The sequence below is a fragment of the Streptomyces sp. NPDC093094 genome (assembly GCF_044754345.1).
Lineage (GTDB): Bacteria > Actinomycetota > Actinomycetes > Streptomycetales > Streptomycetaceae > Streptomyces.
Window position 1 is genome coordinate 55,386 of sequence record NZ_JBIVOX010000009.1, and the last position, 25,831, is coordinate 81,216.

Here is a 25,831-nt window from a genome sequence, read left to right on the forward strand (position 1 = left end):
CACCCCCAGCCAGGCCCCGGAGTGCAGCGAATCCGCCACGGGCCTTTGTGAACCTAGATGGCGTGCGCCGCCACCGTCAATATTCGCCGGAACCGGTTCATCCGACCCGTTTTTCGGAGACATCACCGCAGGTGGGAGCCAGTTGGGTGGTGCAACCACCACCTTGCGGCCGAATGCTGTTGCCGAGACACCTTCCCGGCGGCGGGGTCCGGCGGGCACCCTCGGTGTCGAGGGCCGCGCGGGCAGGCGGCCCGAACGGGAAGTCCGAGGGGTGGAGACGAAGGGAAGCGGGCGGTCATGCGCCGTATGGGGGAATGGGGCGGTACCGACATGCGCGTGGTGCGGACACGAGGGCGCCCGGGACGTGACGGGCCCCCGGCGGGCTGCCGCGTCCGCTAGGCGGGGGTGCGGCCCACGAGGCCGGCGCGCGTCCGTCCGCGGGACACCGGCTCACCGGCCGGCGGCGAGATCCGGGGCGGCCCCGGTCAGGGCCGTGTCACGGAGGCCGGGACCGAGGTCCAGCCTCTCCAGACGGATGCCCTGCCGGCGCAGTGCGGCCAGCTCGGCATGGCCCCGGACGTGCTCGTTCAGCAGGGTGTCGCCGTACAGCCCGGCGGCCGTGAGCCGGCGTTCGGCCAGCTCGGCGGGCATCGCGTGCGCGGTGTTCCAGCCGACGAGGGCGGTCAGATGCCGGGGTGCGGACGTCGTCCACAGCAGCCTCGGCGGCTGCGCGGCACTCGCTCTGAGCACCCGCCACCAGTCGTCGTCCAGGCGTTCCTCGCGCATCCGGAACAGCACCCGGGCCAGCGCCAGGGACGTCTGTACCCGGCTGCCGCCGGCGTGGCGCCCGTCCAGACGGGCGTTGACGGCCGCGTCGATCGCCCCCACGGGCACCGAGGTCACCACGGTGGACGCCGGCAGCGGCAGTCCACGGGTCAGCGCCTGCTCCAGACCGGCGAAGTAGGCGTCGAGGACCCGCCCGTAGCAGTCGGGCGTGGTCACCGGAGAGGCGTCCACGCGCAGTCCGCGGCCGAGCGTCTCACCGATGGCGACGAGGCCGTCGGCATCCGGCACGATCCGCACCAGCAGGTTCGGCCGGCCGACCGCGAGAGCGGCGTCCGGGTCCAGCGGCGCGGAGACCAGACCGGCGCGTCCGCCGCGGGACAGATGGGCCGGCAGCAGCGCGTCGCACACGGAGCGGGCGTCCGCGACCGAGGCGGCCGTGCTGACCAGACCTTGGAACGCGTACGGGGCACCGGTGACCAGCCGTCGCAGCGTCGCGGCGGCGACCTCGTCGCCGGGGCTCTCCGACAGCCACACGCCCACGCCTTCCGCTTCGAGCCGGCCCAGCGCGGCGGCCGTGGAGGGGCAGAGCATGCGACCGGAGCGTAGAGGAGGCCGCACCGCCGCCCAAGAGGTGAAGGCTGTGAAAACACCGTGACTTTCTGCTGGAGAGAGTGGAGTCGAGGTCATGAAACCGTTGGGAGCCACCACCGCGGCGACGCGCCGGGCACCCCGGCCCGGGCCGGGGACCACGCGGGGCACCCGGGTGAGGCGATGAGCCTGTCCGGGTACGACGCCTACCGAATCGAACTGACCGCGCTCGCCGGGCTCGACGGCCGCGTGGTGTGCCTGGACGCCTCGCCGGGACGCGCTGATCACCCCTTCGAGGCGACCCATCCCGACCGTTTCTTCGGCCTGGCCGGCGTCGCCTCGGCGATGGTGGACGTGGTCTCGGGCATGGTCGCCGCCGGGTTCCGGCCCTTCGTCTGCACCGGGCCAGGGCCGCGCGGGCTGGGCGCCGCGGGCAATCTGGGCCTGCGGGCACGGCTGCTGGAGGCGGGGGCGAGCGTGGCGACGCCCTACTCCGGATTTCTGGAGGACTATCAGGTGTTGCGGCGCCTGGAGGGGGTGACGCTGGCCGCGCCCTGCGGGGACGCGGAGACCCGGGCGGTCGTGCGGGCCGCGGCCACCACCGACCGGCCCTTCCACATCCGGGTCGGCTCCGAACCCCGGCCGTACTGGCCGAGGGCCGACCTCGTGCCGGGCGGCCTGCCCCGGCCGCTGGCGTGGGAGTCCCCGGGCCACTCCCACGAGGAGGCGGTCTGCCTGGTGTCGGTGGGGGAGCAGGGCACCGGAACCGCCCGTGCCACCCGCGCCCTCGCGCCCTGGCTCGCCCACGCCCACGTGGTGTACCTGGACGACCACCACATGGCGGCGGCCGCGGCCGAACTGGCCGGTGCACACAGCCGGTTCGTCGTGGTCGGCACCCGTTCCTGCACCCGGGGCGTGGTCGACACCCTGGCCCGTCTGCTGCCCGGCCGGTACGTCGGCGCCGCCCCGGCGACCGCCGACGGGGACGGCGACAGCGTCGCCGCGACCCTGCGCGCGGCGGACCGCGCGGCGGGATTCGGGGCCTGCCGGATGGCCTGACACGGGAGGTGCGTACGGCCGACGGCCGTACGCACCTCGCGGTCTGCGCTGCCCTCGCGGTCTGCGCTGCCCTCGCGGTCTGCGCTGCCCTCGCGGTCTGTGGCGCCCTCGCGGTCTGTGGCGCCCTCGCGGTCTGTGCCGCCCTCGCGGTCTGCGCCGCCCTGCGGCTCGCGCGCAGAGCCCTTCGCGCAGAAGGCCGGCCCCGGCGCCGCTCATGGGTCCGCCGTCACCTCGCGGCCGGGTCCTCTGCCGGTACGGGCGCGCGGGAGCCGGGCACGAGCACCCCTCCCACCACCAGGCCGACCGCGATGGCCGTGACGACGGTGACCAGTTCGAGCAGGTCCCGGAAGCCCTCGACGACGTAGCCGCCGGCCAGGCCGGTCAGCCCGCGCATGCCGAGCGAGCCGACGGTGAGCGTGAAGAAGCCGGGCAGGATCAGGACCAGCCGGGGCGGCCCGTGCGGACGCCGGGCGGCGAGACGGGCGCCCTCGCCCGAGGAACGCAGGAGAAGACCGGTCAGCCGGGCCAGGAACGCCGTGAGGTCGTCGGCATCCGGGTCCGCGCCTCGCTCCACGCCCGTCTCCTCGCTCGGGGCCGTGGACCCCCGGCCGGATCGTGCCGGCGGCGCGGGCCCTGGCACTCCCAGGGTGCACGCGGTGTCCGCGGCCGGCATCCCGGGCGGGGCGGCGGCCGCCACCGTCACCCGAACGGCCCGCTCGTCCTGCGCCCGGACGGGACGGAGCCGACGCTTGCAGCGACCCCGTCCACATCACCCCGGGAGGGCTGGATGGCCTCGATGGACGTTCCGGCGGACCGGCCGCGGCAGGCGGTCCGTGCCGTGGCGGGCACCGCGTCGACCCCCAGACTGAGCTGGCTGACGCTGGCCTTCATGACCACCGCCTCCGTGGCGAGTCTGCGGGCCGCTCCCACGATGGCCGTCTACGGCCTGGCCTGTGTCTTCCTCTACCTCGTCCCGGCGATCGTGTTCCTGCTGCCGACCGCGCTGGTCTCGGCGGAGCTCGCCTCCGGATGGCCGGGCGGCGTCTACCGGTGGGTGAGCGAGGGACTGTCCAAGCCGCTCGGATTCCTCGCGGTCTGGTGCCAGTTCGCGATGACGATCTTCTACTACCCGAGCCTGCTGGCGTTCGTCGCCAGCACCATCGCGTACGTCATCGACCCGGCGCTGGCCTCCAACGGCGTGTACACGGCGATCGTCATCATGGTCCTGTACTGGACCGGCGTCTGGGTGTCCTCGCGCGGCACCAAGGCCCTCGCCGGACTCTCCAGTTGGGGCCTGATCATCGGAACTCTCGTCCCCGGCACGCTCCTGGTCGTCCTCGGCATCATCTTCCTCGGCCAGGGCAACCCCTCCGCCGCGCCGATGACGGCCAGTCATCTGCTGCCGGCCTGGACGGGCCTGGCCAGCCTGGTGCTGATCGTCAACAACTTCCTCTCCTACTCCGGCATGGAGATGAACGCCGTCCACGTCTCCTCGCTGAAGGACCCGGCCAAGGAGTACCCGAGGTCGATGTTCCTCGCGATGGGACTGGTGCTGCTGATCTTCATCCTGCCCGCGCTCGCCATCAGCTGGGTCGTGCCCAGCAGCCAGCTCAGCCTGACCGCGGGTGTCATGCAGGCGTTCGAGGCGTTCTTCTCCTACTTCCACATCGGCTGGATGACCCCGATCGCCGCGGTCATGCTGGTGTCGGCGGCGCTGGGCGGCATGCTCACCTGGCTCGCCGGGCCGTCCAAGGGCCTGCTGGAGATCTCCCGCAGCGAGGGCTATCTGCCGCCCTTCCTGCAACAGCTCAACAAGTACGGGATCCAGCAGAACATCCTGGTCACGCAGGGCATCGTCACGACGGTCATCGCGCTGATGTACGCGCTGATCCCGAACGTCTCCAGCGTCTACTGGATCTTCTCCACGATCACCACGCAGGTGTATCTGATCGTCTACCTGCTGATGTTCCTCGCGGCGATGCGCCTGAGGAAGAACCAGCCCGACCACCCGCGCGGCTACCGCGTTCCCGCTCTCGGCCTCATCTGCGTCACCGGCCTGCTGTCCTCGGCCGCCGCCATGGCCATCGGCTTCGTCCCGCCGTCGCAGTTCGGCGGCAGCAGCGTCCTGGCGTACGTCGCCTTCATCGGCGCCGGCCTGGTCGTCCTCGGTCTGCTGATCCCGTACGCGTTCCTGAAGCTGCGCAAGCCCGGCTGGCGTCTGCCGGAGGCGGAGAGGAGCGAGTCATGAGTCCCACCCGGTTCGCCTCCGAGCACAAGTGGATCTACATCGGCGCGATCGTCGTCCTGGTCGCCCTCGTGATCATCGGCCTCGTGAACTACAGCAGCGTCAGGAGCACCAACGAGGCCGCGAAGAAGGCCAATCAGCTCGCCGACGCGGCCGAGCAGGCCGGATACCCCCGCCCGGACACGGCGACGATCGAGCGTGTCCTGGGCACCGACGGCGGCGTCGTCTGCGAGAACCCCGCCACCGCGCTGAGGTCGGCCCTGTGGAAGATCAACGTCTCCAACGGGGCGGCGTTCGTCGGCCAGCGGCCGGTCGTCGGCGACGGACGGGCGCTGCGGGCCGAGGCCGAGATCCTCCGGATCTACTGCCCGGACAAGCTCGACGACTTCCAGGACAAGTTCGACGACCTCAAGACCGACGACACGGTGAGGCAGTGACGATGAGCGAACTGACCGCGCGGATCTCCGCGTCGATGTACCGGGCCCGGCGCGACCTCGCCGAACTCGTCGCCGTCCCGTCCGTCGCCGACCCCCGCCAGTACCCGCCCGCGGAGTGCCGCAGGGCCGCCCAGTGGGTCGCCGACGCCGTCGCCGAGGCGGGCCTGCACGATGTCCACCTGGTGGAGACCCCCGACGGCAGTCACGCCGTCCTCGGTCACCGTCCGGCCCCGCCCGGCGCGCCGACGGTCCTGCTCTACTGCCACTACGACGTGCAGCCCCCGCTCGACGAGGCCGCCTGGAGAACGCCGCCCTTCACGCTCACCGAGGGCGACGACGGCCGCTGGTACGGGCGCGGCACCGCCGACTGCAAGGGCAACATCGTCATGCACCTCACCGCGCTCAGGGCGCTCGGCGACGACGTCCCGGTGGGGCTCAAGTTCGTCGCTGAGGGCTCGGAGGAGCAGGGCACGGGCGGTCTGGAGGCGTATGTGTCCCAGCACCCGGAACTGTTCCAGGCGGACGCCCTGCTGGTGTGTGACACCGGCAACGCCGAGGTCGGGACGGGCACCGCGACGATCACCCTGCGCGGCCTGGCCGACCTCGTCGTCACCGTGGAGACCCTGAAGGGCGAGGTCCACTCCGGGATGTTCGGCGGACCGGCTCCCGACGCCCTCGCCGCGCTGATCCAGATGCTGTCGACCCTGCGGGACCCCGCGACGGGTGCCACCCGTGTCGACGGCCTGGACTGCGAAGGCACCTGGCAGGGCGTGGACTACGACGAGGCGGCCTTCCGCGCCGACGCCGGTGTCCTGGACGGCGTCCGTCTCACCGGCACCGGCACGGTCGCCGACCGGCTGTGGGCCCGCCCCGCCGTCACCGTGCTCGGCATCGACTGCCCGCCCGTCGTCGGCTCGGCGGCCGCGGTGCCGGCCACCGCGCGCGCCCGGGTCAGCCTGCGCATCCCGCCGGGCACCGACGCGAACGCCGCCCGCGAGGCCCTGACCAGGCATCTGACACAGGCCGCACCCTGGGGCGCCCGGGTGTCGGTCGAGACGCAGGGCACCGGCTCACCGTTCCGCGCGGCCACCGACGGGCCGGCGTACACGGCCCTCGACCGTGCGATGCGGCAGGTCTACGGCAAGCCGCTGGCCTTCCTCGGCCAGGGCGGCTCCATCCCGCTGTGCAACGTGTTCGCGGCGGCCTGCCCCCGCGCCGAGATCATCCTCATGGGCGTCGAGGAGCCCCGCTGTCTCATCCACGCCCCGAACGAGAGCGTCGACCCGACGGAGATCGAGCACATGGCCCAGGTCGAGGCACTGTTCCTGACGGAGTTCGCGAAGACCCGGTGACGGAGTCCGCGAAGGCTCAGGGCCACACCAGACAGTCAGGACCCGGGTGAGCTCAGTGGTGCCCGTGGTGCTGTGTTCGGCTGGGAGATCTACCACCGTGAGGACGTGAGCCGCACCACGCGCAAGCGATTGAAAACCGCTGTTGATCAATTCACGTACTTGGCATTGCCGATGAGCTGCCTGATCGCATTCTGGAGTTCTCGCGCCGTCGATCCTTTGCTTCTGGTCATCTCCATCGTGCAGACGCTTGCTTCAGCCATGCCGGGCTGGCGGTTCCTGCATTGCGCCGAGCGCTGGACCAGCGTCCCAGACCGGTTGACTTCTCCTGCTGCAAGCCATTTGGCTGCCGACCCGGGATCGAGAAGGCCCTACAGCCCCTCGGCGAGGATGTGCCCGAGCGTCGCCGCCTGTTCCGCCATCCTCCGCTTCCACGGTGTCCTGTCCTCCGCGGCGATCTCCCGCCACAGTGCCGCTGTGGCCGTGCCGAACGCTGCGAGTGCTTCCGGCTCGGCGTCCCGCCACGACGGGAAGCGGCCTGCGAAGGCGACCGCTGATTTCCCTGGGTGGCCGACGTCCATGAGCCGCAGCGCCAAGGCGCCCGGGTCGATCCAGGCTGCACCCCGTGTCGGCCACGCCCAGTCGACGAGCCGGGCCCGCTTGCCGACGATCAGGACGTTGTCCGGGGCGAAGTCTGTGTGCAGCAGTGTGTTGCCGCTGAAGTGCTGCAATGCGCCCGGCGGGGCGTAGCTCTCCCACCGGTCCGCAGCGTCCTTGATCTCGATGTCGGCCGGGACCGTGATCCCTTGCAGCTCGGTGAGCGCAGCTTCCACGAGCGGCAGGTCCGGCGAGCCAGGTGTGTAGTCGGCATGGCGGCCGTCAACCACCTCGTAGCCGAGAAGACTCCAGCCGTCGAGCTCGAGATGCCAGTACAGGCGAGGGCAGGATGCCGGCAGGTGCGAGGCGACCGCTGCCTCACGGCGCTGAGCACCGACCTGGGGATGGTCGGCCGGGATGCCCTTCACGAAGACCCTGCCGCTGTTCGTCTCCAGGACGGAGGCGATGCCGGAGTTCATGCCGCCTTGCACGGTCACTGCCCGGTGAACGGCGCCGCTCTTGTCGGTGACGGCTCGGCGGACGTCGACGGGAAGCTGCTCGAAGGGGATACGGGACATGGACACGTGCGGTTCCTCAGGGGTGTTCGGGCACAGGGAACGCCGCCCCGGCCAGGGTACGGCCGGGGCGGCACTGAGGGGGTGGCACGAGCGGGCGGCACGGGTGCCGCCCGTGGTGGATCTAGTACGGCTGGTCGTCACCGGCCGAGCAGCTGCACTCGGCGCCCTCGGCAGCCTCGTCCAGGTCGGCGATGATCTGGAACTCGTCGTCCTTGATCGACGCGGCGGTCAGCGGCACCGGCAGGGCGCCGACCGGGTTGTCCGCCGGATGCCGGCCGATGGTGAGCATGACCGGTTCGCGGGGCGGGGTCAGGAGTGCGGTGGGCGGAGTCATGATCCGTAACCTCCATGCTGGCAGTAGAGCTCTCGTCGGTCCCCCGCCTCCTGGTAGAGCCTGGCCAGCGGTCGGCATGTGCGGCACGTGCCGACTTTCGTGCAGCCGGAGCATCCACCGGTGCGGAGCTGTAGGGACTCGGCAACCGCGCCGAGTCGGGGGAGGGCTTCGACGCCCTCGGTGATGAGGTTCACGCTCGGGTCGCGGCCGACCTTGCAGATCGACGCGATGCCGTGCGGGTTGACGTGGAAGAACGTGTGGCCGGCGTTGCAGCCGGTGAAGACGCTGCGGGCTTCGAGATGACCCGGTGCCTGCGTCGCCAAGTGGGAGAGCCTCGGTGCCGCCACCCAGCCCCGCCCGGATACCCAGGCCATCCTCGACACGGCACTGGCCCGCGCGGACTCCGCTGCTCAGGCCAGATTCGAGGCGCTGATCTTCCCCGACAGGAAAAGCGCGCGGCCGGCGGACTACGAGACCTGGACCGAGGACATCGAGCGGGCTGTGGTCTGTGTCAGCCGCCAGAACTTTCCCTTTGCCACTTCACTGTTGAACCGCTGGCTGACTCGCCACGACCCAGATGACTTGGATGACAAGGGCCTTTACCTCTACGGCCGTTCCCTCGTGCTTCTCGGCGACCTCCAACGTGACCAGGGCGCGATCCTCGGTCCGCTCTCCGCCCGGCACTCCTACCTGACCGCCCGCGGCATGTTCACCGAGCTCGACATCCCTCGCCGGGTGGCCCAGATCGAGCTCTCCCTCGCCGTCGTCCAGGAGATGTCCGGCCAGCTGGAAGCCTCCGCCTGCCAATACGAACTCCTCGCCGAGGATGAGCGCTTGAGTTCCCGCGATCGTGCCAGGGCCCGGCTCTGGGTCGGTACGGCGCTGAGCAAGGAGGGCAACAACGAGTACGCCACTGATGTCATGGCCGACGCCACCCATGCTTTCGAGGACCTGGGCGAGCCGGAGGACTGGTCGGTTGCCCACCAGAAGCTGGCCCTGGCCCACCGAGGCGCTGGCGACCTGAAGCAGGCTCTGCACTGCATCGATATCGCGCGTACCACCGGCACGGTCGACTCCCCGATGCAGCGGGTGCGGTTGGACACCGCGTACGGGCACATTCTTCTGTCGGACGCGGCGACCCGGAATGATGGGTTATCCGTCCTCGACCAGGCGGCACAAGTGGCTCAGCAGTTCGGGCTGAGCCACCAGCTGCGCAGCATCGAGGGCATCCGAAAGGGCCAGCAAGGATGAGCCAGGGAGTGCCAGTGCCGGAGCACGAGCAGCGCCAGATCACCGACGAGCAATTCCACGACGCGACGCTGATCTGGAACTACCACCAGATGGGCCATGAACAGCGGCCCTGCTCGGCGGCGATCGGCCTGGGCAGCCACGACCTCGGAGTGGCCACCACGGCCGCCGACCTCTACCGCGCCGACCTCTTCCCGGTCGTCGTGTTCAGCGGGGGCAACAGCCCCACCACCCGGGCCCGCTTCCCGCGCGGTGAGGCCGTCCACTACCGCGAGCACGCCCTGAGCCTGGGCGTGCCGGACGAGGCGATCCTGGTCGAGCCCAAGGCGGCCAACACCGGCCAGAACATCACCTTCTCCCGCGAGCTGCTGGCCGAGGCGGGCATCGCGGTCGAGTCGCTGCTGCTGATCTCGAAGCCGTACATGGAGCGCCGCTCGTACGCGACCTGCCGCAAGCTGTGGCCCGAGGCTGAGGCCGTGTGCGCTTCGGAGCCGCTGGAGCTGGACGACTACATCAAGTCCATCGGCGACGAGAAGCTCGTCGTCGACATGCTCGTCGGCGACCTGCAACGGGTGATCGAGTACCCGAAGCTCGGATTCGCCGTCGAGCAGGACGTACCGGGGGATGTGTATGACGCTTACGAGCGCCTCCTGGGCGCTGGCTTCGACAGCCGCCTCATCAGTACCTGAGCCGCCCGGCGCCGACACCTCGGACGGACTGTGCGCGATCCACCAGCCGAACCTGTTTCCCCGACTGTCCACGCTGGCCAAGCTGTTCGCGGCCGACCGATGGATCGTCCTGGCCGATGTGCAGTTCGCCCGGCGCGACTACCAGCACCGCGCCCGTCTCGCCGCCTTGGACGACCCATCCCGACAGCAGTGGCTCACGCTTCCGACGCACCTTCCCCACGGGCGCTCGACGCTGATCAGCCAGGCACGGCTCGTTGACCCCCAGCGCTCGCGCAGGGCGGTCCATCTGCTTGTGCGGCAGTACTACGGCCGAAGCCCCCATTGGAAAGCCGTATCCGATGTCCTCGACGCGGTGCTGGACACGCTCGACTCCTCGGACCGCGTGGCCGACCTCGCGAGAACATCGACAATTGCCCTGCTCACGGCCCTTGGCTGGTCAGGGGATGCGTTGGACAGCAGCGAGATCCCGACCCGCCCAGGTCGCTCCGAGCGCCTGGCGGATCTCGCGGCAGCCACCGGCAGCACTCACTATCTGTGCGGCACCGGCGGTCTGCAGTATCTCGACGCCGATCCCTTCGGCGCCCACGATGTTTCCGTGCTGTCTTTCCACACCCCTGTGGATTGCCTGCTCTGGCAGTGGGCCCGTCGAGTCAGCAGCCTCTGGGCCCTGAGCACGATCGGTCCCGGTGAACTGGCGAACCGACTGGCTGCCCAGCGGGAAACTCATCTCCTTCGGGTGCACGCGTGACTGCCGACGTGTCCCATCTCACCGAAGGCTGAGCGTTCTCACCGAACTTTGACCGCCTCGCTTGCGAGACGGCTCCACCTCCTGCGCCTGGAGCGTATGTGCCGCCTCGGTCGGTCTGCCCGCTCTCGGCACGTGACCGGGCCAGTCGCGTGACCCGCCCCGGCCGCCTGACAGCCCCCGTCGGTACATGGAAAGGGCGGGGTCCGAAAACCCTGCCCGCACACCATGAAAGTCCAGCTCAGGGCCACACCAGACAGTAGGGCTGGTGCCCCGCCTCGTGGAGGCGCTTGGAGAAGTCCTGCCACTCGTGGAGCAGCTGGTACACGTTGAACGCGTCCCTCGGTCCGCCGCGGTCCGGCACCGTCGACCAGATGAACGCCGCCGCGCCCACGGCCTCCTCGCCGATGTCGCGGAGGGGGTCGACCACGGTCATGGGCAGCTTCACCACGGCGTAGTCGGGGTGGAGGACGACCAGCTCCAGAGGGGGGACCTTGTGGAGGGGGACGCCCTCGATGCCGGTGAGGACCATCGCGGCCATCGTCTCCGGCTTGATCTTGGTGAACATGCCGTTCATCCCGAGCTCGTCGCCGCCCAGCTCCTCGGGACGCATCGAGATCGGGACCCGGGCCGCGGTCGCGCCGTCCGGCGCGCCGAAGTACTTGTACGTCACCCCCACCCGACCACCATTCCTGCTCCCGGCCCCCAGCGCGTCGTCCGCCCGGAGCTCCGGACGTCTGTCGCCGCTGTCGGGCCCACTCGGTCCACCGTGTGCCTGACGTGCTTCGCTCGTCTCTTCCGCGTCGCGCCGGTGCCTTCCCCGCCGGGCACGTCGAGGACCCAGATCGTCAGTCCCCTCGCCCAGTCCGCCACCGCGATGCATATCTCCACCCGACTGCTTTTCTAGGACGCGCGGCCCCCGCCGCGCAACCCGATCATCGTGTCAGTGACCTCCCCCACGGTCGCCCGCCGAAACGTGCGTGGGAACTCCTGTCCGCAGGATCTTCGCAGCCCCTGGCCCCTCTCGCCCGCAAGGGCTGTGTGTATCAGCTCTCAGTTTCGCAGATGCATTCCCCGGCGGCAGGTGGTCGATCAAGGTCGCCCGCGGCCTACCCTGAACAGGTCAGTGCCCACCGGAGTCCGAGAAGCCGGAGAAGTCGCAGGTCATGAGCGAACAGCCATATCCATACGAAGCACCCGTCTCGCAGGCGCTGTTCGACCGTGCGGCGGCCGTCACGCCGGGCGGTGTGAACTCCCCGGTGCGCGCCTTCCGCGCGGTGGGCGGCACGCCCCGGTTCATGGTGTCCGGCACCGGCCCGTACCTGACCGACGCGGACGGGCGCGAGTACGTCGACCTGGTCTGTTCCTGGGGTCCGATGATCCTCGGCCACGGCCGTCCCGAGGTCGTCGCCGCCGTGCAGGAGGCCGTCTCCCGCGGCACCTCCTTCGGCACGCCCGGTGAGGGTGAGGTCGCGCTCGCCGAGGAGATGGTCGCGCGGATCGCCCCGCTGGAGCAGGTGCGGCTGGTCTCCAGCGGCACCGAGGCGACCATGTCGGCGATCCGGCTCGCCCGCGGGTTCACCCAGCGGTCCAAGGTGATCAAGTTCGCCGGCTGCTACCACGGCCACGTCGACTCGCTGCTCGCCGCGGCCGGGTCCGGCGTCGCCACCTTCGCCCTGCCCGACACCCCCGGGGTCACCGGCGCCCAGGCCGGCGACACGATCGTGCTGCCGTACAACGACCTGGAGGCCGTGCAGGAGGCGTTCCACCGGCACCCCGGCGAGATCGCCTGTGTGATCACGGAGGCGTCGCCCGGCAACATGGGCGTCGTCCCGCCGCTGCCCGGCTTCAACCAGGGGCTGAAGGACGCCTGCGCGAAGAACGGCGCGCTGTTCGTCTCCGACGAGGTCATGACCGGCTTCCGCACGAGCCGCGCCGGATGGTTCGGCGTCGAGGGCGTCGTCCCGGACCTGATGACCTTCGGCAAGGTCATGGGCGGCGGCTTCCCGGCCGCGGCCTTCGGCGGGCGGGCCGACGTCATGGCCCACCTCGCCCCCGCCGGCCCCGTCTACCAGGCCGGCACCCTCTCCGGGAACCCCGTCGCCACCGCGGCCGGTCTCGCCCAGCTGCGGCTGCTCGACGACGCCGCGTACGAGAAGCTGGACGCCGTCTCCACCCGGATCCAGGCGCTGGTGACCGAGGCGCTGACCAAGGAGGGCGTGGCGCACCGGCTGCAGACCGCGTCCACCATGTTCTCGGTGTTCTTCACCGACCGCGAGGTGCGGGACTACGAGGACGCGCGGCGCCAGGAGTCCTTCCGCTTCAACGCGTTCTTCCACTCCATGCTGGCGCAGGGCGTCTATCTGCCGCCCTCCTCCTTCGAGTCGTGGTTCGTGTCGACCGCGCACGACGAGCGGGCCCTCCAGCGGATCGCCGACGCCCTTCCGGCGGCGGCCCGTGCCGCGGCGGAGGCGAGCGCATGAGCGGGCGTGACATCACCGTCGTCCATGTGATGCGGCACGGCGAGGTCGCCAACCCCGACGGCGTCCTCTACGGCCGGCTTCCCGGCTACCACCTCTCCGAGCTGGGCCGCCGTATGGCCGACGTGGTCGCCGAGCACCTGTCCGGGCGGGACGTGACGTACGTCTGCTCCTCCCCGCTGGAGCGGGCCCAGGAGACGGCGACGCCGATCGCCAAGGCGCACGGCCTGGACCTCGCCACGGACGCCCGGCTGATCGAGGCGGACAACGTCTTCCAGGGCAAGACCTTCGGCGTCGGCGACGGCGCCCTGAAGAAGCCGGCCAACTGGAAGCACCTGACCAACCCGTTCAAGCCGTCGTGGGGCGAGCCGTACGTCGACCAGGTCGTGCGGATGACGGGCGCGCTGGACGCGGCCAAGGACGCCGCACGCGGCCATGAGGCGGTGCTGGTCAGCCACCAGCTGCCGATCTGGATCGTGCGCTCCTACGTCGAGAGGCGGCGGCTGTGGCACGACCCGCGCAAGCGGCAGTGCACGCTCGCCTCGCTGACGTCCTTCACCTACGAGGGCGACCGGATCGTCTCCGTCGGCTACAGCGAGCCGGCCATCGACCTCGTCCCCGTCCATCTGCGCGCGGGCGCCAAGCCGGTGAAGGGCAAGGACAAGGCGTTCGGCGCGTAGGTCCCGGACGCCCGCTCTGTTACACAATCGGTAGATAGTGCGGGAACCTCCCCGTTCGCCGCGGCCTCTCACTGGGTGACCACGAGAGAACGCGACGAACGGGGGGCGCCATGCGCACTGTGACCCGCAGGGGAGCACTCGGACTCGGTGCGGGAGCCGCCGCCGCCGTCCCACTGGCCGGGTGCGGCACCCTCACCTCCTCCGACGGCCCGGACGCCCGTTCCGGTTCCGGTTCCGGGGCGGGTTCCGGCTCCGGGAAGAACCGTTCCGGCAGGCCGACCGCCAGTGCCACGCCCACCGCCCGTCCTCTCGGCGACGGCTCCACCTCCTTCACCGGCAGGCAGCCGCGCCAGCCCGCGCGCCCCGTCCCGCTGGAGCCCGGCGAGACGCCGCCGCAGTTCGTCGTCTTCTCCTGGGACGGCGCCGGCGAGGTCGGCAACGGGCTCTTCCCGCGCTTCCTGGACCTCGCCGAGGAGCACGGCGCGTCCATGACCTTCTTCCTGTCGGGGCTGTATCTGCTGCCCGAGTCGAAGAAGCGGCTCTACGACCCCCCGAACAACGGGCGCGGCGCCTCCGACATCGGCTACCTCACCGACGACCACATCAAGGCGACGCTGCTCAACCTGCGCCGGGCCTGGCTGGAGGGCCACGAGATCGGCACCCACTTCAACGGGCACTTCTGCGGGGACGGGCACGGCTCGGTCGCGCACTGGACGTCCCGGCAGTGGCGCAGCGAGATCGACCAGGCGAAGGCGTTCGTCAAGGAGTGGCGCACCAACAGCGGCTGGACCGAGCTGCCGTCGCTGCCCTTCGACTACGACAAGGAACTCGTCGGCGGCCGCACGCCCTGTCTGCTCGGCCAGGACAACCTGCTGCCCGTCGCCCGCGAGCTGGGCTGGCGCTACGACGCCTCCTCGCCGGGCGGCCTCCAGGTCTGGCCGGCGAAGAAGCAGGGCATCTGGGACCTGCCGCTCCAGCAGATACCTTTCCCCGGACACACCTTCGAGGTCCTCTCGATGGACTACAACATCCTCGCCAACCAGTCGCTGAACTCCACCAACGCGCCCGCACACAACTACCCGGGCTGGCGCGAGCAGGCGACCGAGGCATACATATCCGGCTTCAAGCGGGCGTACGAGACAAACCGGGCACCGCTGTTCATCGGCAACCACTTCGAGCAGTGGAACGGCGGCATCTACATGGACGCCGTCGAGAAGGCGCTCCGGCACATGGCGCGCGAGAAGGACAAGGGCGGCGACGTGCGGCTGGTGTCCTTCCGGCAGTTCGCCGACTGGCTGGACGTGCAGCGTCCGGAGGTGCTCGACAAGCTGCGCACGCTCGGCGTGGGACAGGCTCCGGCCGGCGGCTGGAAGGCCCTGTGACGGCACCCCGGAAGGGGTCGTGAAATGCGGCTCTGCGCCCGCGAGGGGGGTGGGCAAGATCCCCGGAACGGACATGCGAAACTTTTCACATGAGTGCCGCCAGCCGTACCACCCTGCTCGCCGCCGGTGCCGTCGTCACCGCGCTGGCACTGTCCGCGTGCACCTCCGGGGGGACGTCCGGCGGCGGCGGTGACACCAACTTCGTCACCGGCGACGACGGCATCGCCACCGCGAAGCAGGGCGAGCGCGCCGCCGCTCCCGAGCTCGACGGCGAGACCCTGGAGGGCAAGCCGCTGAGCACCGCCGACTACAAGGGCAAGGTCCTCGTGGTCAACGTCTGGGGATCGTGGTGCGGCCCCTGCCGCGTCGAGGCGAAGAACTTCCAGAAGGTCTACTCCGGCCTCAAGGACCAGGGCGTCCAGTTCGTGGGCATCAACACCCGCGACACCAGCACGGTCCCCGCCCTCGCCTTCGAGAAGGAGTGGGGCATCACCTACCCGAGCCTGTACGACCCGACCGGCAAGCTGATGCTCCGCTTCAAGAAGGGCACCCTCAACCCGCAGCTGGTGCCCTCCACGCTCGTCATCGACCGGGACGGGAAGATCGCGGCCCGCGCGCTCCAGCCGCTCGGCGCGGACAAGCTGCGCGGCATGATCGAGCCGGTCCTCGCGGAGAAGTGACGTGACCGCGCTGTCCACCCTGGCCGCGGCCACCGACACCAACGGCACCGTGCTGCACGGCGCCCTGCTGCTCGCGCTGCCCCTCGCCGTCCTCGGCGGCCTCGTCTCCTTCTTCTCGCCCTGCGTCCTGCCGCTCGTCCCCGGCTACCTCTCCTACGTCACCGGGGTCAGCGGCACCGACCTCGCCGAGGCCCGGCGGGGCCGGATGGTCGCGGGCGCCTCGCTGTTCGTGCTCGGCTTCACCGTCGTCTTCGTCTCCGGCGGCGCGCTGTTCGGCTACTTCGGCTACACCCTGCGCGAACACCAGGCCCTGCTGTCCAAGGTCCTCGGCGTGCTCATGATCCTCATGGGCGTCTTCTTCATGGGCCTGATGCCCTGGCTCACCCAGCGCGAGTTCCGCTTCCACCGGCGCCCCGCGACCGGCCTGGTCGGCGCGCCGCTGCTGGGCGCCCTGTTCGGCATCGGCTGGACGCCCTGCATCGGCCCGACGCTCGCCTCCGTGCAGACCCTCGCGATGGAACAGGCCAGCGCCGGACGCGGCGCGATACTGACCGTCGCCTACTGTCTCGGCCTCGGCATTCCGTTCGTGCTCGCCGCGGTCGCCTTCCGCAAGGCCCTCGGCGCCTTCGGCTGGGTCAAGCGCCACTACGTGTGGGTGATGCGCATCGGCGGCACGATGATGATCCTGACCGGTGTGCTGCTGCTGACCGGAGCGTGGGACAGTCTCGTACGCGAGATGCAGAACTGGTCCAACGGATTCGTTGTGGGGATCTGATCCATGAGCAAGACGACACCCGGCGCCCGTGAGGACCAGGACCTCGGCGCCGCCGGCTCCCAGCTGTCCACCGCGCCCGAGGAGGAGACGGCACCCGGCCTGCCCTCCCTCGGCGTGATCGGCTGGGCCCGCTGGTTCTGGCGGCAGCTGACCTCCATGCGGGTCGCGCTGCTGCTGCTCCTGCTGCTCTCGCTCGCCGCGATCCCCGGCTCGGTGATCCCGCAGACCGGCGTCGACGTCACCCAGGTCGACGCCTTCCGCGCGAAGCACACCACCCTCGCGCCGGTCTACGACAAGCTCGGCCTCTTCAACGTCTACAGCTCGGTGTGGTTCTCCGCGATCTACATCCTGCTGTTCGTCTCCCTCATCGGCTGCATCGTCCCGCGCACCTGGCAGTTCGTCGGCCAGCTGCGGGGCCGCCCGCCGGCCGCGCCGAAACGGCTGACCCGGCTGCCCGCCCACACCACCTGGCGCACCGGGGCCACGCCCGAGGAGGTCCGCGGGGCCGCGCTGTCGCTGCTGAGGCGCCGCCGCTTCCGCGCCCACACCGCCGGGGACGCCGTCTGCGCCGAGAAGGGCTATCTGCGGGAGGCCGGCAACCTCGCCTTCCACATCGCCCTGATCGTGATGCTGGTCGCCTTCGCCTGGGGCCAGCTGTTCAAGTCCGAGGGCAACAAGCTGATCGTCGAGGGCGACGGCTTCGCCAACACGCTCTCGCAGTACGACGACTTCAAGTCCGGCAACCTCTTCCAGAACGACGACCTGGAACCCTTCAGCTTCAGGCTGGACCGCTTCACCGGCACCTACGAACTCGGCGGCCCCAACCGCGGCACCCCCCGCACCTACGAGGCCGGCCTCACCTACAGCGAGGGCGCCTACGGCAAGGAGAAGAAGACCACCGTCGAGGTCAACGAGCCGCTGAAGATCGGCGAGGCCAAGGCGTACCTGGTCAGCCACGGCTACGCCCCCGTGATCACCGTCCGCGACGGCAGGGGGAAGATCGTCCACCAGGACGCGGTGCCGCTGCTCCCGCAGGACGGCAACGTCACCTCCTCCGGAGTCGTCCGCGTCATGGACGGCTACCGGAACGCCAAGGGCGCCAGCGAACAGCTCGGCTTCCAGCTCTGGTTCCTGCCGACCTACAGCGAGGGGACGATGGTCTCCCAGTTCCCCGCGCTGATCAGCCCGATGATGGCCGTGAACGCCTACCACGGCGACCTCGGCGTGGACTCCGGCATCCCGAAGAACGTGTACCAGCTGGACAAGACGCACATGAAGGAGTTCAAGGACGCCAAGGGACAGCTGCTGAAGAAGCAGCTGCGCCCCGGCGACACCCTGACCCTCCCGGACGGCGCCGGCTCGATCACGTACGAGAAGGAGACCCGGGAGTGGGCCGGGTTCCAGATCGTGCAGGAGCCGGGCGGCGCCTGGGCGCTGACCGGCGCCGTCGCCGCGATCCTCGGCCTCGCCGGATCCCTGTTCATCCAGCGGCGCCGCGTCTGGGTGCGGGCCACCGCCGGAGCCGACGGTGTGACGGTCGTCGAGATGGCCGGACTCGGCCGCAGCGAGTCCGCCAGGCTTCCCCAGGAGCTCGGCGACCTCGCCGCCGCCCTCTACGAGACGGCGCCCGGCGTGCCGGACCCCGACGAGAACCCCTCATCCACCCCCGACCCCCAAGCCGCACCTGCCGAAGGGGCTGACAAGCCGTGACTTTCGCCGACGCGAGCGATCTGGCCGCCGCGACCAACGAGAACCTCGCGAACCTCAGCAACACGCTGATCTACTCCGCGATGGCCGTCTACACCCTGGCCTTCCTCGCGTACATCGCCGAATGGACCTTCGGCAGCCGCAGCAAGGTCGGCCGTACGGCCGCCGCGCTCACCGACCGGTCCGGGGCAGGGGCCGCCCCGGCGGTCACCGTGAACAAGGCGGGCGGCGGCACCACGGTGCTGGAGCGGCCCAAGGTGACCGTGCGGGCCGCGGCGGGCAGCCGTGACGTGCCCGACGGCCCCGGCGCGCACGGCGGTGACGAGCAGGGCGACCTCTACGGGCGCATCGCCGTCTCGCTCACGGTGCTCGCCTTCCTGCTGGAGTTCGGCGGTGTGCTCGCCCGGGCCCTGTCGGTGCAGCGGGCGCCGTGGGGCAACATGTACGAGTTCAACATCACCTTCTCCACGGTGGCCGTCGGGGTGTACCTCGGACTGCTCGCGCTGCGGAAGAACGTCCGCTGGATCGGTCTGTTCCTGATCACCTCGGTCCTCCTCGACCTCGGTATCGCCGTCAAGATCCTGTACACCGCCAGCGACCAGCTGGTTCCCGCCCTGGACTCGTACTGGCTCTACATCCACGTCTCGACGGCGATCTTCTGCGGCGCGGTGTTCTACCTCGGCGCGGTCGGCGCGATCCTGTACCTGTTCAAGGACTCGTACGAGAACAAGCTGGCCGGCGGCGGCAAGCCCGGCTCCTTCGCCAACTCCGTCCTGGACCGGCTGCCCTCCGCGGCCTCCCTGGACAAGTTCTCGTACCGGATCAACGCCGCGGTCTTCCCGCTGTGGACGTTCACGATCATCGCGGGCTCCATCTGGGCCGGTGACGCCTGGGGCCGCTACTGGGGCTGGGACCCCAAGGAGACCTGGTCCTTCATCACCTGGGTCGCCTACGCCGGCTACCTCCACGCCCGTGCCACGGCCGGCTGGAAGGGCCGCAAGGCCGCCTGGCTCGCCCTGTTCGCCTTTGCCACGTGGCTGTTCAACTACTACGGCGTGAACATCCTGTTCTCCGGCAAGCACTCCTACGCCGACGTCGGTCTCGGCGTCCTGCGGTCGGCCGGGTTCTGATGCCCTGAGGTGGGCGTGCGGGCGCTCGCCGGGTCACGCTGGTGTCATGACCGGATCCATTGAGCAGGGCATCAGCCAGACCCATGGGAACACGCACATCCTGCACTTCCTCGTGCGTCTTCCCTGGTCCATGGAGGCGGTCTGGCCCGCGCTGTCCACCCCGGACGGCCTCGCGGGCTGGCTGGCCCCGGTGGAGGTGCTGGAGCCCCGGCTGGGCGGCGCTGTCGGCCTGCGGGGCCTGGGCTCGGGGCGGATCACCGCCTGGGACGTGGACCGGGTCGCCGAGTACACGATGGACGACGGCGCCCGGGTCCGCTTCCACCTCGAACGCGACGGCGAGTCCGCCAGCGTGCTGCGCTTCACCCACGAGTTCCAGGGCGAGGGGGCGTCGGAGCGCGGCTGGCGGACCCGTCTCGAACAGCTGGTCGAGAGGATCGGGCCGGACCGGTGATCTCCCCGGCCGCCGGTGCCCTCCTCAGTCGCCGATGTCCTCGTTCCACAGCGCGGGGTGCGCGGCGACGAACCCCCGCATCAGGGCGGCGCACTCGGCGTCGTCCAGCAGCACGATCTCCACGCCGTGCCCGGCCAGCCAGTCGTGCCCGCCGTGGAACGTCCGCGCCTCGCCGATCACCACGCGCGAGATGCCGAACTGCCGCACCAGACCGGAGCAGTACCAGCAGGGCGACAGCGTGGTCACCATCGTCGTGCCCCGGTACGACCGCTGCCGTCCCGCCGCCCGGAAGGCCGCGGTCTCCGCATGCACGGACGGGTCGTCGTCCTGCACGCGCCGGTTGCGGCCGCGGCCGAGGAGGACGCCGTCGGGGCCGTACAGCGCGGCCCCGACCGGGACGCCGCCCTCGGCGAGCCCGGTCCGGGCCTCGTCCAGGGCGGTGCCGAGCCAGAGCCGCGCGGTGTGCCGATCCATGTCATGACCTCCGTCGCCGTACCAGCGCCAGCACGCTCAGGGTGAACATCAGTATCCCCAGCGGGACGTGGACCCCGGGGACGCGCGCGACGCCCACAACCACCTGCACCGAGGCGAGCACGAGGAAGCCGGACGCGTACAGGACCGGCCGGGCCGGGCCGCCGCCGGGGCGCCACGCCAGGACGGCGGCGATCACGTACAGCATCGACGCGCCGTACATCACCTTCGATCCGGCGTCGTGCAGGACGTAGGCGGTGTGCGAGGGCGACAGCAGGATCCCGGCGGTGACCGCCTGGAAGGCCAGGGCCAGGGTCTGAAGGGCGATCGCGACCTGCGGGAACGTGAACCTGCGCGGTGCTGCCGGCGTCGGGGCGGTGGCCATGGCGAAATCCTCTTCTCCGTGCGGGGGCGGTGATCGGTACTGTCTCGGTGGTCCGACGACACAGGCCCGGCAGATGTCAGGCCGGGTGGCGGACGTCACAGCCCGGGGGCCGGGGCGGGGGACAGGGGGCGAGGGGACGATGGTGAGCGCGGTCGTCGCGGAGCGGCGTCAGCTGGTGAATGTCGCGTACCGGCTGCTCGGTTCGCTGACCGAGGCCGAGGACGCCGTGCAGGAGGCGTACGCCCGCTGGTACGCGATGTCGCCGCCGGAGCAGGAGGCCATCGCCTCGCCGGGCGCCTGGCTGACCCGGGTCGCCGGGCGCATCTGCCTGGACCTGCTGGGCTCGGCGCGGGTACGGCGCGAGGCGTACGTCGGCGAGTGGCTGCCCGAGCCGCTGCCCGACCGGGCGCAGGGCGACGGCGACCCCGCCGACCGGATCACCCTGGACGAGTCGGTGAACCTGGCCTTCCTCGTCGTCCTGGAGTCGATGACGCCCGCCGAGCGGGTGGCGTTCGTCCTCCACGACGTCTTCGGCTATCCCTTCGCCGAGGTCGCCGGGATCCTCGGCCGTACCCCCGCCGCCTGCCGCCAGCTGGCTTCCTCGGGCCGCCTGCGGGTGCGCGACGCCCGCGCCGCGGCGGTCCCGGCGACCCGTCGGACCGCCGGGATCGTGCGGGACTTCAGACAGGCGTGGGAGGCGAAGGACATCGGGGCCCTCGTCGGCCTCCTCGATCCCGGTGCCGTGATGACCGCCGACGGCGGCGGCCGGGTCCGCGCCGCCCTGCGCCCGGTCGAGGGCGCAGAACGCATCGTCCGGTTCCTCGCCGGCATGGCCCCCGCGACCGCGGGCCTGACGCTGGAGGAACGGACGGTCAACGGCGTGCCCGGCCTCGTCGCCCGGCACGAGGGCGTCACCGTGAGCGTGACGGCGTTCGGCTTCACGGACGACGGCCGCATCGACCGCATCTGGGCGATCCGCAACCCCGACAAGCTCCGGGCGTGGAATCCCTGACCGGCGGCCGCCACCCGTCCGTACCACCCGTCCGTACCACCCGTCCGTACCGTCCGTCCGTGCCGTCCGTCCGTGCCGTCCGTCCGTGCCGTCCGTCCGTGCCGTCCGTCCGTGCCGTCCGTCCGTGCCGTCCGTCCGTGCCGTCCGTCCGTGCCGGCCGTCCGTGCCGGCCGTCCGTGCCGGCCGTCCGTCCGTGCCGGCCGTCCGTCTGTCCCGGGCCGTCCGTCCGTGCCGGGTCGGCCGTCCGTGCCGGGCCGTCCGTCCGCGCCGGACCGGATCGGATCGGCCGTCCGTGCCGGACCGGGTCCGACGCGTGCCTCCGCGGACTGCCGGAGCCGGCGCCGCGCGAGCCGTGACGGCCGCGCGCACAACGTTTCGTGCCCCTCCCGCGTCACAGTCCCGGGAGCAACGGACGGAGGGGCTCATGAAGTACGGCACTCTGGCGGCGGGGGCCGCCTCGGCCGCGGCCGTGGTCGCGCTCGCGGTCTGGGTCGACGCGACCCGGGAGGGACAGAGCGGCGGGGGAGTGCGGGTGGCACCCCGGGACCCGGCCCCGTCGGCGGACGGCCTGCGGGAATGCGTCGGCGTCGGGCCCGGCGGCGCGGCACCGGACGGCGGCGGGGGCGGCAGCGAGGACACCCCGCTGTACCGGACGCTCGCGCGGATCGGCGAACTGGCCGCCGGCCGGCACGCGGACGTCTACACCGGACTCGCCGTCGACGAGGACCGCAACGCCGCCGACGTGTGGCGGATCCCGTCAGCCGCCTTCGACACCGCCGTGTGCGGCGCCGCCGAGAAGGGCGTCAGGGTCCGCCTGCACACCACCGACACCAACCGCACCGAACTCGACGCCCTGGCCGGCCGGATCGGCGCGGACATGAGCCGCTGGGACGGCGCCTTCCAGCTGCGCGAGGTCGGCGTCGACGAGCGCGGATACGTCAGGGTCGGCGTCGACGACCCGGACACCGCACGGCCGCTGATCGAGGACGAGTTCGGCGCCGGGCACATCAGGGTCGAGCACGTGGAGCAGGCCCGCCTCGACTGACCGGGCCCCGTCGGCGGGCCCGCGTACGGCGGCCGCGGCTCCCTCACTCGCCCTTCGGCTCCTCGCCGCGCTCCTTGCGGCGCAGCTCCTCCTCGCGGCGGCGCAGGTCCGCCTCCCAGTCCTTGAGCAGGGACTCGTCCTTCTTGTTCTCCTCGGCGAGGGACTTGAGGAACTCGGGGTTGTCGTCGGGGGCGACGAACTGCGCGCGGTGGTTGCGGTGCCACTCCGAGGGGGTGCGGCCGTTCGCGGGGGGCGTGCGGACCTTGCCCGCGGCGAGCCAGGCGATCGGGCCGACGATCCAGAAGAGCAGGATGATGAACACCCAGGCGATCTTCGGCAGGTGGCGGGCCTCGTCCTCGGGCGTGTTCAGGCAGTCGATGAACGCGAAGATCGTCAGCGCCAGCGGCACGAGGTACATCAGCAGCCTGAGCATGTGCGGCAGCCCCCTGGAAACGGTGCGGGCCCGTGCCGGGCCCCGTGACGCCGGTCAGGTTAGCGGGCGGGCGGTGACGAGGAAACTCGCGGGACGAAACACCCGGAACTATCCACTCCGGTGAAGGAGGGCGACCCGGCCACGGGCACCCGGTGACGGGTGGACCGACCCCCTTGTCGGATACTTGACCCCATGGCTTACGACGATCTTCGCTCCCTGCTCAGGGCACTGGAGCGTGAGGGAGACCTGAAGCGCATCAAGGTGGAGGTCGACCCGTACCTGGAGGTCGGGGAGATCGTCGACCGGGTCAACAAGGCGGGTGGTCCGGCGCTGCTCTTCGAGAACGTGAAGGGCTCCTCGATGCCCCTCGCGATGAACGTCTTCGGCACCGACCGCCGTCTGCTGAAGGCCCTGGGCCTGAAGTCGTACGACGAGATCAGCGGGAAGATCGGCGGCCTGCTCAAGCCGGAGCTGCCCCACGGGTTCGTCGGGGTGCGCGAGGCGTTCGGCAAGCTCGGCTCGATGACGCACGTGCCGCCCCGCAAGGTCAAGGAGGCCCCGGTCCAGGAGGTCGTCCTGCGCGGCGACGAGGTCGACCTGGACCTGCTGCCCGCCCTCTTCACCTGGCCGCAGGACGGCGGCTCCTTCTTCAACCTGGGCCTGACCCACACCAAGGACCCGGAGACGGGCGTCCGCAACCTCGGGCTGTACCGCCTCCAGCGCCACGACCGGCGCACCATCGGCATGCACTGGCAGATCCACAAGGACAGCCGCAACCACTACCAGGCCGCGGCGCGGCGCGGGGAGCGGCTCCCGGTCGCCATCGCCTTCGGCTGCCCGCCCGCCGTGACCTACGCCTCCACGGCCCCGCTGCCCGGCGACATCGACGAGTACCTCTTCGCCGGCTTCGTCTCGGGCAAGCGGATCGAGATGGTCGACTGCAAGACGGTCCCGCTCCAGGTGCCCGCGCAGGCGGAGGTCGTGCTGGAGGGGTGGCTGGAGCCCGGCGAGATGCTGCCGGAAGGGCCCTTCGGCGACCACACCGGCTTCTACACCCCGCAGGAGCCGTTCCCCGCACTGAAGATCGACTGTGTGACGATGCGGCGGCGCCCGCTGCTCCAGTCGATCGTGGTCGGCCGGCCCCCGACGGAGGACGGCCCGCTCGGCAGGGCGACGGAGCGCTTCTTCCTCCCGCTGCTGAAGATCATCGTCCCGGACATCGTGGACTACCACCTGCCCGAGGCCGGCGGCTTCCACAACTGCGCGATCGTCTCGATCGACAAGAAGTACCCCAAGCACGCGCAGAAGGTCATGCACGCCGTGTGGGGCGCGCACATGATGTCCCTGACCAAGCTGATCGTGGTCGTGGACGCCGACTGCGACGTCCACGATCTGCACGAGGTCGCCTGGCGGGCGCTGGGGAACACGGACTACGCCCGTGACCTCACCGTCGTCGAGGGCCCGGTCGACCACCTCGACCACGCCTCCTACCAGCAGTTCTGGGGAGGCAAGGCGGGCATCGACGCGACGCGCAAGTGGCCCGAGGAGGGCTACACCCGCGACGGCGGCTGGCCGGAGATGGTCGAGTCGGACCCGGACACGGCCGAACGGGTGACACGGCGTTGGAAGGAGTACGGACTGTGAGCGCCTCCGCCGCCGCGGTGCCCCAGCCCGGCAGGACACGCGCCTTCCTGCGCCTGGTGATGATCGAGCACTCGGTCTTCGCGCTTCCCTTCGCCTACATCGCCGCGCTGACGGCGATGTACGAGTGGGACAGGAACATCCACTGGGGCAAGCTGCTGCTGGTCACGATCTGCATGGTCGGGCTGCGGACGTTCGCCATGGCGGTGAACCGGATCATCGACCGCGAGATCGACGCGCGGAACCCGCGCACGGCCCACCGTGAACTGGTGACCGGCGCGATGAGCGTGCGGCACGCCTGGACGGGCGCGCTGATCGCGGTGGCGGTCTTCCTGGGGTCGGCGGCGCTGCTCAACCCGCTGTGCCTGGCGCTCGCGCCGGTCGCGGTGATCCCGATGGTGGTCTACCCGTACGGCAAGAGGTTCACGAACTTCCCGCAGGCCATCCTGGGTCTGGCCCAGGCGATGGGCCCGGTGGGCGGCTGGCTGGCGATCTCGGGTGAGTGGTCCTGGGACGCGGTCCTGCTGGGCCTCGCGGTCGGCATCTGGATCGGCGGCTTCGACCTCATCTACGCCTGCCAGGATGTCGAGACCGACCGCGAGACCGGCGTCATGTCGGTCCCGGCGCGCTTCGGCATCCCGGCGGCGATCCGGGGCGCGCGGGTCTGTCACGCCGTCACCACGGTCCTGCTCGCCTGGTACGCCCTGGCCACCGGCGCCGGTGCCTTCTTCTGGCTGGGCCTGCTGATCGTCGCGGCCGCGTTCGTCTACGAGCACACCATCGTCCGCCCGCACGACCTCTCCCGCCTGAACCGTGCCTTCTTCTCGGTCAACGGCTTCATCGGAATCGCCCTGTTCGTCTGCGCCCTCCTGGACCTCCTGAACCGGGGCCTGACGGTCTGAGT

The 25,831-nt window shown here is 71.0% G+C and carries 27 protein-coding genes and 1 pseudogene; 19 read left to right on the forward strand and 9 right to left on the reverse strand.

The features are described from left to right. Nucleotides 1–450: 450 nt before the first annotated feature. Nucleotides 451–1,377 carry a hypothetical protein gene (locus ACIQGV_RS20350; protein WP_402496453.1) on the reverse strand — a complete coding sequence of 309 codons (927 nt, stop codon included), beginning with the start codon at nt 1,375–1,377 and terminating at the stop codon, nt 451–453. 180 nt (nt 1,378–1,557) lie between these two features. On the opposite strand from ACIQGV_RS20350, the gene ACIQGV_RS20355 reads away from it, so the two are divergent. Further along, complete coding sequence (locus ACIQGV_RS20355) at nt 1,558–2,433, forward strand: transketolase (RefSeq protein ID WP_402496454.1); 876 nt, start codon at nt 1,558–1,560, stop codon at nt 2,431–2,433. Nucleotides 2,434–2,659: 226 nt separating this feature from the next. On the opposite strand, the gene ACIQGV_RS20360 is transcribed toward ACIQGV_RS20355, so the two are convergent. Next, nucleotides 2,660–3,007, reverse strand: coding sequence for a hypothetical protein (locus tag ACIQGV_RS20360; protein ID WP_402496455.1), 348 nt, complete (start codon nt 3,005–3,007; stop codon nt 2,660–2,662). A gap of 213 nt (nt 3,008–3,220) precedes the next feature. Between ACIQGV_RS20360 and ACIQGV_RS20365 the strand changes: the two genes are divergently transcribed. Genes ACIQGV_RS20365 through ACIQGV_RS20375 form a run of 3 tightly spaced genes read left to right on the forward strand, consistent with a single transcriptional unit; the run spans nt 3,221 to nt 6,467 of the window. Continuing rightward, complete coding sequence (locus ACIQGV_RS20365; protein ID WP_402496456.1) at nt 3,221–4,681, forward strand: APC family permease; 1,461 nt, start codon at nt 3,221–3,223, stop codon at nt 4,679–4,681. After that, on the forward strand, nt 4,678–5,115 hold the full coding sequence (locus ACIQGV_RS20370; protein ID WP_402496457.1) for a hypothetical protein: 438 nt from the start codon (nt 4,678–4,680) through the stop codon (nt 5,113–5,115). The genes ACIQGV_RS20365 and ACIQGV_RS20370 overlap by 4 nt, the downstream gene beginning before the upstream one ends. A gap of 2 nt (nt 5,116–5,117) precedes the next feature. After that, a complete protein-coding gene (locus ACIQGV_RS20375) occupies nt 5,118–6,467 on the forward strand; it encodes a dipeptidase (RefSeq protein ID WP_402496458.1) in 1,350 nt (449 codons plus the stop codon). A 368-nt stretch (nt 6,468–6,835) separates the two neighbouring features. On the opposite strand, the gene ACIQGV_RS20380 is transcribed toward ACIQGV_RS20375, so the two are convergent. The 3 genes from ACIQGV_RS20380 to ACIQGV_RS20390 all read right to left on the reverse strand — a co-directional run bounded on the left by ACIQGV_RS20380 (nt 6,836) and on the right by ACIQGV_RS20390 (nt 8,296). After that, on the reverse strand, nt 6,836–7,639 hold the full coding sequence (locus ACIQGV_RS20380; protein ID WP_402496782.1) for an aminoglycoside phosphotransferase: 804 nt from the start codon (nt 7,637–7,639) through the stop codon (nt 6,836–6,838). Between the two features lie 121 nt (nt 7,640–7,760). Then, nucleotides 7,761–7,973 carry a hypothetical protein gene (locus ACIQGV_RS20385; protein ID WP_402496459.1) on the reverse strand — a complete coding sequence of 71 codons (213 nt, stop codon included), beginning with the start codon at nt 7,971–7,973 and terminating at the stop codon, nt 7,761–7,763. Then, nucleotides 7,970–8,296, reverse strand: coding sequence for a hypothetical protein (locus ACIQGV_RS20390; RefSeq protein WP_402496460.1), 327 nt, complete (start codon nt 8,294–8,296; stop codon nt 7,970–7,972). Before ACIQGV_RS20390 ends, ACIQGV_RS20385 begins: the two co-directional genes overlap by 4 nt. Here ACIQGV_RS20390 and ACIQGV_RS20395 point away from each other — a divergent pair. The 3 genes and pseudogenes from ACIQGV_RS20395 to ACIQGV_RS20405 form a co-directional block, all read left to right on the forward strand. Further along, nucleotides 8,289–9,224, forward strand: a pseudogene (locus ACIQGV_RS20395) (hypothetical protein); the annotation flags it as partial. The gene ACIQGV_RS20390 and the pseudogene ACIQGV_RS20395 overlap by 8 nt on opposite strands. Beyond that, nucleotides 9,221–9,910: a YdcF family protein gene (locus ACIQGV_RS20400; RefSeq protein ID WP_402496461.1), complete on the forward strand. Its 690-nt coding sequence runs from the start codon at nt 9,221–9,223 to the stop codon at nt 9,908–9,910. The pseudogene ACIQGV_RS20395 and the gene ACIQGV_RS20400, both read left to right, overlap by 4 nt. Further along, complete coding sequence (locus ACIQGV_RS20405) at nt 9,852–10,658, forward strand: WbqC family protein (protein WP_402496462.1); 807 nt, start codon at nt 9,852–9,854, stop codon at nt 10,656–10,658. The genes ACIQGV_RS20400 and ACIQGV_RS20405 overlap by 59 nt, the downstream gene beginning before the upstream one ends. A gap of 238 nt (nt 10,659–10,896) precedes the next feature. Here the strand turns inward: ACIQGV_RS20405 and ACIQGV_RS20410 are convergent, their stop codons facing one another. After that, nucleotides 10,897–11,538 carry a hypothetical protein gene (locus ACIQGV_RS20410; protein WP_402496463.1) on the reverse strand — a complete coding sequence of 214 codons (642 nt, stop codon included), beginning with the start codon at nt 11,536–11,538 and terminating at the stop codon, nt 10,897–10,899. Between the two features lie 283 nt (nt 11,539–11,821). Here ACIQGV_RS20410 and hemL point away from each other — a divergent pair, with 283 nt between their 5' ends. From hemL to ACIQGV_RS20450, 8 genes are all read left to right on the forward strand, one after another. After that, nucleotides 11,822–13,138, forward strand: a complete 1,317-nt coding sequence (hemL, locus tag ACIQGV_RS20415) for a glutamate-1-semialdehyde 2,1-aminomutase (protein ID WP_402496464.1) — start codon at nt 11,822–11,824, stop codon at nt 13,136–13,138. After that, a complete protein-coding gene (locus ACIQGV_RS20420) occupies nt 13,135–13,815 on the forward strand; it encodes a histidine phosphatase family protein (RefSeq protein WP_402496465.1) in 681 nt (226 codons plus the stop codon). Before hemL ends, ACIQGV_RS20420 begins: the two co-directional genes overlap by 4 nt. A 110-nt stretch (nt 13,816–13,925) precedes the next feature. Next, entirely contained in the window at nt 13,926–15,197 is a 1,272-nt protein-coding gene (locus ACIQGV_RS20425) for a hypothetical protein (protein WP_402496466.1), read from the forward strand. Nucleotides 15,198–15,286: 89 nt separating this feature from the next. Continuing rightward, complete coding sequence (locus ACIQGV_RS20430) at nt 15,287–15,877, forward strand: TlpA family protein disulfide reductase (protein WP_402496467.1); 591 nt, start codon at nt 15,287–15,289, stop codon at nt 15,875–15,877. A gap of 1 nt (nt 15,878) precedes the next feature. After that, complete coding sequence (locus ACIQGV_RS20435) at nt 15,879–16,652, forward strand: cytochrome c biogenesis CcdA family protein (RefSeq protein WP_402496468.1); 774 nt, start codon at nt 15,879–15,881, stop codon at nt 16,650–16,652. Nucleotides 16,653–16,655: 3 nt separating this feature from the next. Next, nucleotides 16,656–18,362, forward strand: a complete 1,707-nt coding sequence (locus tag ACIQGV_RS20440) for a cytochrome c biogenesis protein ResB (protein WP_402496469.1) — start codon at nt 16,656–16,658, stop codon at nt 18,360–18,362. Beyond that, entirely contained in the window at nt 18,359–19,489 is a 1,131-nt protein-coding gene (gene ccsB, locus ACIQGV_RS20445) for a c-type cytochrome biogenesis protein CcsB (RefSeq protein WP_402496470.1), read from the forward strand. The genes ACIQGV_RS20440 and ccsB overlap by 4 nt, the downstream gene beginning before the upstream one ends. A 46-nt stretch (nt 19,490–19,535) precedes the next feature. Continuing rightward, nucleotides 19,536–19,940, forward strand: a complete 405-nt coding sequence (locus ACIQGV_RS20450; RefSeq protein WP_402496471.1) for an SRPBCC domain-containing protein — start codon at nt 19,536–19,538, stop codon at nt 19,938–19,940. A 24-nt stretch (nt 19,941–19,964) separates the two neighbouring features. Here the strand turns inward: ACIQGV_RS20450 and ACIQGV_RS20455 are convergent, their stop codons facing one another. Together ACIQGV_RS20455 and ACIQGV_RS20460 are read right to left on the reverse strand one after the other, a co-directional pair. After that, the gene (locus tag ACIQGV_RS20455) at nt 19,965–20,414 is read right to left on the reverse strand and encodes a nucleoside deaminase (protein WP_402496472.1); all 450 of its coding nucleotides are present in this window, start codon (nt 20,412–20,414) and stop codon (nt 19,965–19,967) included. A 1-nt stretch (nt 20,415) separates the two neighbouring features. Next, entirely contained in the window at nt 20,416–20,796 is a 381-nt protein-coding gene (locus ACIQGV_RS20460; protein ID WP_402496473.1) for a hypothetical protein, read from the reverse strand. A 139-nt stretch (nt 20,797–20,935) separates the two neighbouring features. Between ACIQGV_RS20460 and sigJ the strand changes: the two genes are divergently transcribed. Both sigJ and ACIQGV_RS20470 read left to right on the forward strand, forming a co-directional pair. After that, nucleotides 20,936–21,808: an RNA polymerase sigma factor SigJ gene (gene sigJ, locus ACIQGV_RS20465; protein WP_402496474.1), complete on the forward strand. Its 873-nt coding sequence runs from the start codon at nt 20,936–20,938 to the stop codon at nt 21,806–21,808. Between the two features lie 424 nt (nt 21,809–22,232). Then, on the forward strand, nt 22,233–22,853 hold the full coding sequence (locus tag ACIQGV_RS20470; RefSeq protein ID WP_402496475.1) for a hypothetical protein: 621 nt from the start codon (nt 22,233–22,235) through the stop codon (nt 22,851–22,853). 43 nt (nt 22,854–22,896) lie between these two features. On the opposite strand, the gene ACIQGV_RS20475 is transcribed toward ACIQGV_RS20470, so the two are convergent. Continuing rightward, nucleotides 22,897–23,286, reverse strand: a complete 390-nt coding sequence (locus ACIQGV_RS20475; RefSeq protein WP_402496476.1) for a PLD nuclease N-terminal domain-containing protein — start codon at nt 23,284–23,286, stop codon at nt 22,897–22,899. Nucleotides 23,287–23,478: 192 nt separating this feature from the next. Between ACIQGV_RS20475 and ACIQGV_RS20480 the strand changes: the two genes are divergently transcribed. Then, entirely contained in the window at nt 23,479–24,930 is a 1,452-nt protein-coding gene (locus tag ACIQGV_RS20480) for a menaquinone biosynthesis decarboxylase (RefSeq protein ID WP_402496477.1), read from the forward strand. Beyond that, nucleotides 24,927–25,829: a menaquinone biosynthesis prenyltransferase MqnP gene (gene mqnP / locus ACIQGV_RS20485; protein ID WP_402496478.1), complete on the forward strand. Its 903-nt coding sequence runs from the start codon at nt 24,927–24,929 to the stop codon at nt 25,827–25,829. The genes ACIQGV_RS20480 and mqnP overlap by 4 nt, the downstream gene beginning before the upstream one ends. Nucleotides 25,830–25,831 lie beyond the last annotated feature (2 nt).